The 10,243-nt window shown below is 71.8% G+C and carries 9 protein-coding genes; 5 read left to right on the top strand and 4 right to left on the bottom strand.

Annotation, left to right across the window (positions count from 1 at the left end; translation table 11 throughout):
- From FG385_RS15500 to FG385_RS15490, 3 genes are all read left to right on the top strand, one after another.
- On the top strand, window positions 1–400 hold a 400-nt coding region (locus tag FG385_RS15500; protein ID WP_139097421.1), incomplete at its 5' end, for a LuxR C-terminal-related transcriptional regulator.
- A gap of 87 nt (window positions 401–487) precedes the next feature.
- The gene (locus FG385_RS15495; protein ID WP_139097420.1) at window positions 488–766 is read left to right on the top strand and encodes a dsRBD fold-containing protein; all 279 of its coding nucleotides are present in this window, start codon (window positions 488–490) and stop codon (window positions 764–766) included.
- 15 nt (window positions 767–781) lie between these two features.
- Window positions 782–1,201 (top strand): PPOX class F420-dependent oxidoreductase, encoded by a 420-nt coding sequence (locus FG385_RS15490; protein WP_139097419.1) that lies wholly within the window; start codon window positions 782–784, stop codon window positions 1,199–1,201.
- Window positions 1,202–1,204: 3 nt separating this feature from the next.
- Here FG385_RS15490 and FG385_RS15485 read toward each other — a convergent pair whose 3' ends face one another.
- Window positions 1,205–3,598: a tetratricopeptide repeat protein gene (locus FG385_RS15485; RefSeq protein ID WP_139097418.1), complete on the bottom strand. Its 2,394-nt coding sequence runs from the start codon at window positions 3,596–3,598 to the stop codon at window positions 1,205–1,207.
- Window positions 3,599–3,691: 93 nt separating this feature from the next.
- Here FG385_RS15485 and FG385_RS15480 point away from each other — a divergent pair, with 93 nt between their 5' ends.
- Together FG385_RS15480 and FG385_RS15475 are read left to right on the top strand one after the other, a co-directional pair.
- A complete protein-coding gene (locus FG385_RS15480) occupies window positions 3,692–4,369 on the top strand; it encodes a helix-turn-helix transcriptional regulator (RefSeq protein WP_139097417.1) in 678 nt (225 codons plus the stop codon).
- Window positions 4,370–4,517: 148 nt separating this feature from the next.
- Window positions 4,518–5,213 carry a haloacid dehalogenase type II gene (locus FG385_RS15475; protein ID WP_139097416.1) on the top strand — a complete coding sequence of 232 codons (696 nt, stop codon included), beginning with the start codon at window positions 4,518–4,520 and terminating at the stop codon, window positions 5,211–5,213.
- A gap of 4 nt (window positions 5,214–5,217) precedes the next feature.
- Here the strand turns inward: FG385_RS15475 and FG385_RS15470 are convergent, their stop codons facing one another.
- Genes FG385_RS15470 through FG385_RS15460 form a run of 3 tightly spaced genes read right to left on the bottom strand, consistent with a single transcriptional unit; the run spans window position 5,218 to window position 10,210 of the window.
- On the bottom strand, window positions 5,218–6,396 hold the full coding sequence (locus FG385_RS15470) for a metal-dependent hydrolase family protein (protein WP_139097415.1): 1,179 nt from the start codon (window positions 6,394–6,396) through the stop codon (window positions 5,218–5,220).
- Complete coding sequence (locus FG385_RS15465) at window positions 6,393–8,105, bottom strand: hydantoinase B/oxoprolinase family protein (RefSeq protein ID WP_139097414.1); 1,713 nt, start codon at window positions 8,103–8,105, stop codon at window positions 6,393–6,395. The genes FG385_RS15470 and FG385_RS15465 overlap by 4 nt, the downstream gene beginning before the upstream one ends.
- Window positions 8,102–10,210, bottom strand: a complete 2,109-nt coding sequence (locus tag FG385_RS15460) for a hydantoinase/oxoprolinase family protein (protein WP_200834473.1) — start codon at window positions 10,208–10,210, stop codon at window positions 8,102–8,104. Before FG385_RS15460 ends, FG385_RS15465 begins: the two co-directional genes overlap by 4 nt.
- Between the last annotated feature and the right edge of the window lie 33 nt (window positions 10,211–10,243).

Below are 10,243 nucleotides of genomic sequence, written 5' to 3'. Positions count from 1 at the left end.
CTACACCGACGAGGAGGCCATGCTCAACGCCATCCTCGCCGGCGCCGGCGGCTACGTCATCAAGGACATCCAGGGCCTCCAGCTCGTTTCCGCTGTCCGCGAGGTGGGCTCCGGGCGCTCCCTGCTCGACAATCGGGCCGCCGCCACGCTGATGGCGAAACTCCGGGCCGACGCGACCGACGCGGGCCCGCTGGCCGGGCTGAGCGAACGCGAGCAGACCCTGCTGGACCTGATCGGCGAGGGCCTGACGAACCGGCAGATCGCCCAGCGGATGTTCCTCGCCGAGAAGACCGTCAAGAACTACGTCTCCCGCCTGCTGACCAAACTCGGCCTCGAACGCCGCACCCAGGCGGCCGTCCTCGCCGCGAAGCTCCACGAGAAGAAGCAGGACAGCGGCTGATCCGCTCTGGACTACCCAACTAGGGCCCTTCGACTCTACGCCGGGCAACGGCGGGTGTTCAGGCTGGGAGTGACGGATAGGAGTGTTATGTCACGACCGGCGAAATGGACCATGGAAGTCGCGCTCGACGAGCACACCGGCACCACCCGAGCCCAGGTCCGGCTGGTGGCGGGCAACGGCGCGGTCTTCCACGGCATCGGGCTTGTCCGGGGCGGGGCCCGCGGGGTGCACCTGCCCGATATCGCGGCGGAGCTGGCGATCGCCCGCGCGTGCAGCGATCTGACCGAGGAACTGCTGGAAGCGGTCGCCTCCGATATCGAATCGGCCGCGCCGGGGGCGGTGATCACGCTGCCGGTCCGCGCGTGACGTTAGCGTGACGGCATGTCCTTCACCGAGGAGGAGATCGCCTATCTCCGATCGCAGCCCCTGGCGCGTGTCGCGACCGTCGGCCCCGACGGGCAGCCGGACGTGGTCCCGCTCGCGTTCGAGTTCGACGGCACGTTCATCTGGGTCGGCGGCACGGGTGCGGCCGTGCTGGGCACCCGGAAGTTCCGCAACGTCGCCGCGGGCAACCACAGGGTCTCCCTGACCGTCGACGACCTCGTGTCGCTCGACCCGTTCATCTCCCGCAGCATCCGGGTCTACGGCGTGGCGGACGGCCCCGTCGAACGGACCGGGCTCGTCGGACCCGGCTTCTACCTCCGGATCACCCCGACGATCTCGTGGACCTGGAACCTCGAGGGCAAGCCCGCCGGCACCACGTGGTACGAGGCGCGGCGGACCGTACACGACGTGGCCTGACCGTCAACCGTCCACTGTGGACCGGTCGCGGGCGAGCCCGGCGGCCAGTGCCCTCGCCTCCCCGGTGCCCAGCTCGTCGCACAGCGCGAGCGCCTGCCGCCGGTAGTCGCCGGCGGCCTCGAGGTCACCAGTGGCCAGCCGCAGTGTGCTCAGCTCCGCGAGGGTGCGGGCCCGGGGCCAACGCAGCGGCACCCCGGTGAACGCCGTGAGCGCGAGCTGGAGGCACACCCCGGCGAACGCGTGCTGGCCGACTTCGCGCCGGGCACGGCCCTCGTTGAGGGCGGCGTGCGCCTCCTCGAGCCGGAACCCGCCCTGCCGGAACAGCGCACGCGCCTCGCGGAAGGTGTTCGCCGCGCGCGGCCAGCGATCGGCGTCGTTGAGGTCCAGCCCGATGTCGAGCAGCGTCGATGCCCGGAACAACCGGCGCGCCTCGGGATTCGCCTCGCCGTAGCGGGCCTCGACGTCGGAGAGCACGGCCCAGTGCACCGCGAGCGCCTCGTCGACGCGCCCGAGCGTCCGCAGGATCGCGCCCAGCGTGTTGCGGATGGTGCCCTGGCCGAGCCAGAACTCCAGCTCTCGCGCGAGTTCCACCGCGCCGCGCGCGTGGCCGAGCGCGTCGTCGAGCCGGCCGAGCCGCATCAGCACCGAGGCGAGATACGCCTGCGCCCAGGCCTGTTCGCGCCGGTCCCCCGTCTCCGTCGCGATCCGCAACGCCTCGGAGTGCGCGGCGAGCCCCCCTTCGTTGTCGGCAAGGCAGAAGTAGCGCGCCCAGCCGGCGAAGTCGAGCATCGCGGCCTCGTCCCGCCGGCTGCCCAGTGCCCGCGCGGCGGTGACGCCGAGGCTGAAGATCTCGAACCACGGCCGGTGCTGCGTGCGCCCGCCGGAGTACCAGTGCATCGCCCGCGCCAGTTCGAGCACCTCGCGGTGGTGGCCGGCCGCCGCGGCGGCCCGGTGCGCGGCCAGCCAGTTCGTCGCCTCGGCGTCGAGCCAGGCCGCGGCGTCGCGGCGGGAGGCGAACGGCCGGGGATCGCGCACGTCCGGGGCGAACGCGCGCGCGGCGGCCGAGGCGGTACCGAGCAGGTGCCGCCGGGTCGCGTCCGCCAGCCTGCCCGAATCCCGCGGCTGCTCCTCCGCGTCCAGCCGCTCCGCCGCGAAGATCCGGATCAGGTCGTGGAACCGGTACCGGCCGGGTGAGGTCGCGACCTGCACGAGGTTCGCGTCGGCGAGCTCCTCCAGGTAAGGCTGGACTTCCGCCTCGCTCACCGCGGTGGCGACGGCGGCGAGCCCGGCGGCGAAATCGGCACCGGGAATCGCGGCGAGGCGGCGGAACACGCGGCGCGCGGACGGGGAGAGCCGGCGGTAGGACAGCTCGAACGCCGAGCGCACCTGCAGGTCGCCCGCGGCCAGCGAGCCCAGGCGTGTGCTGACGTCGCGCAGCTGACTCACCAGGTACGCGATGGACCAGCCCGGGCGCGTGGCGAGACGGTTACCGGCGATGCGGACCGCCAGCGGCAGGTACCCGCACAGCGCCACCAGTTCGGCCGCGGCCTCGGGCTCGGCCCCGACCCGGCCGGCGCCGGCGATCGTGGCCAGCAGCCCGGTCGCGCCCGCGGAATCGAGCGGTTCCAGCCACACCCACTGGCCGGTTTCCAGTCCCGCGAGCGCGCGACGGCACGTGATGAGCGTGAGGCAGCCGGGGCTCGCCGCGAGCAGCGGCCGGACCTGGGCCTCGTCGGCCGCGTTGTCCAGCAGCAGGAGCACCCGCCGCCCGACGAGCAGCGAGCGGAACAGGTGCTGCTGTTCGACGCCCGCGGGCGGGATCTGCTGCGCCGGAACCCCGAGTGCGCGCAGGAGCTGTTCGAGTGCGGCGCGCGAGCCGACCGGCTGCTCGTCCATCCCGCGCAGGTCGAGGGCGAAACACCCGTCGGGGTACCGATCGGCGAGCGCGTGCGCCGCCGCGACGGCGAGCGCCGTCTTGCCGACCCCGGGATGGCCGATGATCGACAGCACCACCCCGCTCGGCGATTCGGCGGCCGCGGCCTTGCACAGCCGTTCCAGTTCCGTGTCGCGGCCCAGCAGGTCCGGCACCGCCGGGGGCAGCCGGCACGACAGGTCGTCGTCGGCCTTCGGCACGCGGCGGCGGCCGTCGCGGGCCGCGGCGAGGAACTCCGCCCGGTCTTCCCGGGCCAGGCCCATCGCGTCGGCGAGCGCGGCGGCGGACCGCTGCTGCGCGGCCTGCGCACGTCCGCGCTCGAGGTCGCGCACGGCGCGCACGCTCACCCCGGAGGCCGCCGCCAGCTGCGCCTGGGTCAGCCGCGCGGCCCGCCGGTGCCGCAGCAGCAGGCGGCCGAACGCCGAGGCTTCCTGATCCGTTTGATCACCATTCGCTCGATTCACCGCCCCCCATTCAACCGGCAGGATTGACCGGCCGGTAAAGCTGCCGGTGGTTCCGCCTACTCAGCGCGCGGGACATCGGGTTTGCTGGGCCCTATGTCATCGCGTATCGCGTGGGCCGGGGAAGGCGGCAGGCCCCAGCTGCACGCCGTCTCGGCACCGCGGCCCGCCGTCAAGGTCGCGGTGCTCGCGACCGACCGGTTCGTCCGCACGGGCATCCTGGCCGAGCTGCGGGACAAGCCCGGGGTGCAGGTGATCGACCCGCGCGGGGAGGTCCGGCCCGAGGTCGTGGTCGCCGTCGCGGACCCGGCACGGGACCTGCGGGAGCAGCTGTCGATCGCCGCGGGCGCGAAGCTCGTGCTGGTGGCCGACCAGGCGGGCACCGCCGAGCTGTGGAGCGCCGTCGAGCACGGGCTGGCCGTCCTCGTGCCCCGCGCCGAGGCGACCACCGCGCGGCTGCTGCAGGCGATCGCCGACGCGCACGCCGGCCGCGGTGACCTGCCCCCCGAACAGCTCGGGCCGTTGCTGCGCGGGCTGTCGCGGCTGCACCAGGACGTGCTGGCCCCGCGGGAGCTGACGTTGAGCGGGCTTTCCCGGCGCGAGGCGGAGGTGCTGCGGCTGCTCGCCGACGGGATGGACACCGCCGAGATCGCCGCGGAGATGACCTACTCCGAGCGCACGGTGAAAAACATCCTGCACAACCTGCTCTCCCGGCTGGGCCTGCGCAACCGCACCCACGCCGTCGCCTACGCCCTGCGCGAAGGCATGATCTAGAAATGGTCCAGATAACCTACGATGGTCGGTTGTCTGGACCACAGCGGAGGCGATCATCCCCGGCCAGGACTTCAGCGGCTCGGTGTTCGCGGGCGATCCGGAAGTCCTGACGGTGACGGTCAACGCGATGTGATCCACACTGGCACGCATGAGCCAGCTACGCGTACTGACTTTCGACATCTTCGGCACCACCGTCGACTGGTACACCGGGGTCGCCCGGCAGGTCGCCGAGATCCTCGGCGACCTGCTCGACGCGGGCACCTTCGCGAACGAATGGCGCGACCGGTACCTGCCTTCCATGGCGCGGGTCACCGGCGGCGAGCGGGACTGGGTGTACCTCGACACGCTGCACCGCGAATCGCTCGACGATCTGCTGCGACAGCACGGGATCGACGCCAACGAGGCGACCCGGCAGCGGCTCGTCCAGGCGTGGCATCGGTTGCCCGCCTGGGAAGACACCGTCGAAGGCCTTCGCCGCCTGCGCGAGCGCCACACCGTCGCCGCCCTGTCGAACGGCGGGTTCGCGCTGATGACCAACCTGGTCAAGGCCGCGAACCTGCCGTTCGATTGCATCCTGTCGGCGGAACTGGCCCGCACGTACAAACCCGACGCGCGCGTCTACCGCACGGCGGCGAGCCTGCTCGATGTCGAGCCGGACGAGGTGCTGATGGTCGCCGCGCACGGCTGGGACCTCGCCGGCGCCGCCGCCGCGGGCCTGCGGACGGCGTTCGTGGCACGCCCGAGGGAGAAGGGCCCGGACCGCGCCGGAGACCGGGCCGCCGACGTCGATGCCGAGTTCTACGCCACCGATTTCCTCGACCTCGCCGAACAACTCGCCGTATAGGTCGTTATACAACCTGCCCGGCTCGCACGACCGTGCGCTCGCCGGACCACAGCACCGCCGGATCCGCGAACGGATCGCCGTCGACGAGCAGCAGGTCCCCGGCACAGCCGGCGGCGACCCGGCCGAGGTCCGGGCGCCGCAGCAGCTCGGCGTTGACCGAGGTGGCCGCTCGCAGGACCCGCAGCGGCCCCTCCACCTCGACCTGCAGGCGCAGGCCGGTCAACTGCTCGTCCTCCAGCACGCCCATCAGATCGGTGCCGAACCCGATCCGCACCCCGGCCGCGCGCGCCACCTCGACGGCCTTCTGCCCGGACGCCAGCACCTCGCGGTTCTTCTCCTGCGACACCGCCGCCATGCCCAGCTCCGCGCCGCGCCGGTCCATCGCGTCGTAGGCGGCCAGCGTCGGCACGAGGAAGGCGTCGTGCTCGGCCATCAGCTTCGCCGTCTCGGCGTCGAGCAGGTTGCCGTGTTCCACCGAGCGCACGCCGTTCTCGACCGCATGCCGGATCGCCTCCGGCGAGTAAGCGTGCGCCGCCACGTAGCTGCCGCGCCGCTTCGCTTCTTCCGTCACCGCACGGACTTCTTCGGGTGAGTACTGCGGGACGCGGATCGGGTCGGTCAGCGAGACGACCCCACCCGAAGCCATGATCTTGATAGCGTGCGCGCCGCGGCGGAACCGGTCACGCACCGCCTGCCGCAGCGCGTCGGCACCGTCGACGACCTCGTTCAGGAACTCGTGGCAGCCGCAGAAATCGCTGTCGGTGCCCCGCGGGTCGCCGTGCCCGCCGGTCTGGCTGAGCGCGGGCCCGGTGTAGAGGTAGCGGGGCCCGGCGATGAGCCCCTCGGCGAGCGCGCGCGTGATACCGGGGTCGCCGCCGGCCACGTCCCGCACGGTGGTGAAACCCCGCTCCAGAGCCCTTTTCAGCCGGCGCGCGCCCGAGTAGGCGAGGTAGCTCGGCGACCGTGACTCGATCTCCACCAGGTCGAGGGCGATGCCGTAGGCGTGGAAATGCGCGTCGATGAGTCCGGGCAGGACGGTCTTGCCGCGCGCGTCGAGCACCCGGTCCGCCTCGAAGGGGCCGCCGATCCGCGCGATCCGGCCGTCCTCGATGTGCACGGATTCCTCGATCAGCTCCTCGGACACGCCGTCGAACACGGTGCCGTTGATGATCGAAAGGCTCACGCCACGCTCCTCAGCCTCGCCGTTTCCTCGATATCCACCTCGAAGGTAGCCGGGTCGACGAGCACGCCGTACTCGCGGGCGGCCGCCTCGGGCGAGACGAACCCGTTACGCACGTCGCGGGCGACCCGCGCGGGTTCCCGCTCGAAGGGATCGCCGTACCCGCCACCTCCCCCGGTGTCGTTGACCAGCACCTCACCGGCTTCGAGGCGGTTGTAGCTGCCGCCCTGCACGATCTCGCGCGCGGTACCCGGGTTGAGCACGATGCGGTTGTTCTCCCCCGGGCGCCCGCCGCCGATCGGCCACGGCTTCGTTTTCGTCTTGTACACCAGGCAGATCCCGGTCGAGGGCGCGGTGAACCGGTACACCCGGCTGACCCCGACGCCGCCGCGGTGCCGCCCCGCGCCCCCGGTGTCGAGCCGGTAGCCGTAGGACTCGATGAACATCGGCGACTTGGTCTCCAGCACCTCGACCGGATTGTTGCGGCAGCCCGGTTCCGACAGGTGCATGATCCCGTCCGCGCCGTCGCCGCCCGCGTGCCCGCCGAAGCCGACGGCCTCGTTCGTCGCCTCGAGCCAGGCCTCGCCCGTGCGCGGGTTGACGCCCAGGCCCATCATCGAGCAGACGTCCCCGCCCGAACACGCCGGTACCCGGTCGGGCATGCCCTGCGAAAGCGCTTTCAGCACCACCTCGCCAGCGAGCAGCCCGGTCCACAGCGTGAACGTCGGCATCGGCGGCACCGCGTGCATCACCGAACCCGGTTCGGTCACCACCCGCAGCGGCCGGAAGTTCCCAGCCACCACCGAGGTGCCTGGGGTGGTGAGCGCCTTGAACACCAGGCTGCACAACGCTTCGGTCTGACCGAGCGGCAGGTTGACCGGGCCGCGGACACCGTGCTCGCTGCCGGTCCAGTCGATCAGCAGCTCGTCCTGGGTGACGGTGACGGTGGCGCGCAGCTTGATCATCCGGTCCAGGTCCACCCCGTCGGAGTCGACGAAGTCTTCGGCGGTCCAGGTGCCGTTGGGCAGCTTCGCGAGCGCGAGCCGGGCCAGCCGCTCGCCGTGGTCGTTGATCGCGTCCATCGCTGCGACGAGCGTGCCCGCGCCGTACTTCGCGGCGATCTCCCGCGTACGCCGGACGCCCGTGACGCAGGCCGAGACCTGGGCCTGCAGATCACCGATCGTGCGTTCGGGCAGGCGGCTGTTGAAACGGATGATGTTGAAGATGTCGTCGTTCTGCACGCCTTCGCGATACAGCCGGGTCGCCGGGAAGAACAGGCCCTCCTGGTACATGTCGGTGGAATCGAGGACGTAACCCGGATCCTTCTGCTTGAGGTCGAGCACGTGGATGCGGCATGAGGCGAACCCGATGAGCCCGCCGCCGTCGTGGACCGGCGCGAACACGAGCGGGTCGAGGGTGTGCGCGGACGACCAGTACGGGTAGTTCAGCACGAACACGTCCCCGGGCCGCATCGCGTCCGCGCCGAGGAACTTCACCGCCTCCTTGATGCCGGCGTCGTTGCCACGCGTGAAGATCGCGATCCCCGGCGCGTCGGCGACCACGTCCCCGCGCGCGTCGTGGATGCCGATGCCGTAGTCGTGGATCTCGTAGACGACCGTGTTGTAAGCGGTGCGGCACAGGTTCCGCGCCATCTCTTCGGCGGCGGCGAGCAGCCCGTGCCGGATGATTTCGGTGGTGATGGAGTCGTTCATGACACTCCGATGACGAGTTCGCCGTACGGGCCCACCCGCAGGTGGTGGCCGGCGTGGATGACGGTGGTGGCGGTGTGCTCAGCGATAACGGCGGGTCCGTCGATCTCGTCCCCGGCGAGCAGGTTTTCCCTGGTGTGGAGCGAATACGGGCGCCCGGCACCGAACACCTCGCGGGTGCCGTCCGGTTCCGGCGCGCCCGAAGCCCGCGCGTCCAGCAGCGGCAGCCGGGGCTTGTCCACCGCGCCGGTGGCGCGCAGCCGGAGGGTGGTGACCTCGACGGGGTCGCTCATGGTGTGCCCGTACTGCCGCTCGTGCAAGCGTGCGAACTGCTCCCGCACGCCGGCCAGATCCGCGAACGGGACGGTCACCGAATGCTCCTGCCCGGCGTACCGGACGTCCAGGCTGCGGCTCATCGTCGCCGCGAAGCCTTCCGCGGCAAGGGTTTTCGCCGCCTCCCGCGCCATCTCCCGGTAGGCAGCCTCGACCTCAGCCGCGTCGAGGTCCGCCAGCGGCGAGACGAGCGTGCGGGAGTAGTCGTGCTGCACGTCGGCCATGAGCATGCCGAACGCGGAGAACGCGCCCTGTCCGGGCGGCACGATCACGGTCGGGATACCCAGCTCGGCGGCCACGTCCACGGCCACCAGCCCGCCCCCGCCGCCGAAGGACAGCAGCGCGAAGTCCTTCGGGTCACGGCCGACCTCGACCGTGATCGCCCGGACCGCGCCCATGATCTTCGTGCTGGAGATGCGCACGATGCCGCGGGCGAGCGCGGGCACGCTCATCCCGAGCCGCCGCGCGATCGGTGAAAGCGCTTTCTCCGCGAGCACGCGATCCAGTACCAGCTTCCCGCCGAGCGGCGTGTCGGTGCCGAGATAGCCGATCGCGAGCGCGGCGTCGGTGAACGTGGGCGCGGTGCCGCCGCGGCCGTAGGACGCCGGGCCCGGGGCGGCGCCCGCGCTCTGCGGCCCGACCTGCAGCGCACCGGCCTCGTCGAGATACGCGACGGACCCTCCGCCCGCGCCGATCGTGTGGATGTAGAGCGAGGGCGTGTTGATCGGCAGCCCCTCGAACTCGGCACCCTGGTACAGCACCGGTTCGCCGTCGAGGATCAGCGAGGCGTCGAGGCTCGTGCCGCCCATGTCGATCGTGATCAGATTCGGCTCGCCGACCATCTCCGCGAACGCCGCCGCGCCGATCACCCCGCCCGCCGGTCCCGACAGGATGAGGCTCACCGGCTGCTCCCGCGCGGTGCCGACGGTCATCGCGCCGCCGCCCGAGCGGGTCATCAGGAACCGCCCGCCGAACCCGCGAGCGATCAGCTCGCCGTCGAGATCCTCCAGGTAGCGGCGCACGATCGGCTTCACGTACGCGTCGAGCACCGCCGTGCTGGTGCGCTCGTACTCGCGATACTCGCGGGACAGCTCGTGCGAGCACGTCACCGCCACCCCGGGCGCGACCTGGCCGAGTACCTCGCGCATCGCCCGCTCGTGCGCCGGGTTGGCATAGGCGTGCAGGAACGCGACCGCGACCGACTCGTAGCCCCGCGAAGCGACGACGCGAGCCACCCGCCGCGCGTCCTCGACGTCGAACGGCGTGTGCACGCTGCCGTCGAACAGGCTGCGCTCGGTCACCTCGAAGGTGTCGTAGCGTTCGAGCAGCGGCTCCGGCGGGCGGTAGGTGATGTCGTAGTTCGTGCGGCGGTCGGTGCGGCCGAGCAGGTACACGTCGCGGAACCCGCGGGTGCCGATCACCGCGGTGCGGGCGCCGGTGCGGGTCAGCAGCGCGTTGAGACCCAGCGTCGTGCCGTGCGTGAACATCGCGATCTCGCCGAATCCGGTACCGGTCACGGCGAACGCGTCGAGCACCCCGGCGGTGGGCGAATCGGGCGTCGTCGCGACCTTGTCGAAGCGCAGCTCGCCGGTGGCGGGCCGCAGCTGGACGACGTCGGTGAACGTCCCGCCGACGTCGATCGCCAGCCTGCTGGTCTGTGTCATGCGGCGCAGTATCAGGGTTTCGCCGAGGACACGGCCGTGTGACGGTGCACAGCCGCCGGCGCCCGCGCTGTGCTGCGAGCACATCCGCGCGATCTGCCGCACAGTCAGCATTCCCCCACCTCGACCACTGGAGAAAGGCGGAGG

This window comes from Amycolatopsis alkalitolerans (assembly GCF_006152065.1).
Lineage (GTDB): Bacteria > Actinomycetota > Actinomycetes > Mycobacteriales > Pseudonocardiaceae > Amycolatopsis_E > Amycolatopsis_E alkalitolerans.
The sequence above is the reverse complement of the archived record's forward strand: the minus strand, read 5'-3'. Positions and strand labels throughout refer to the sequence as shown.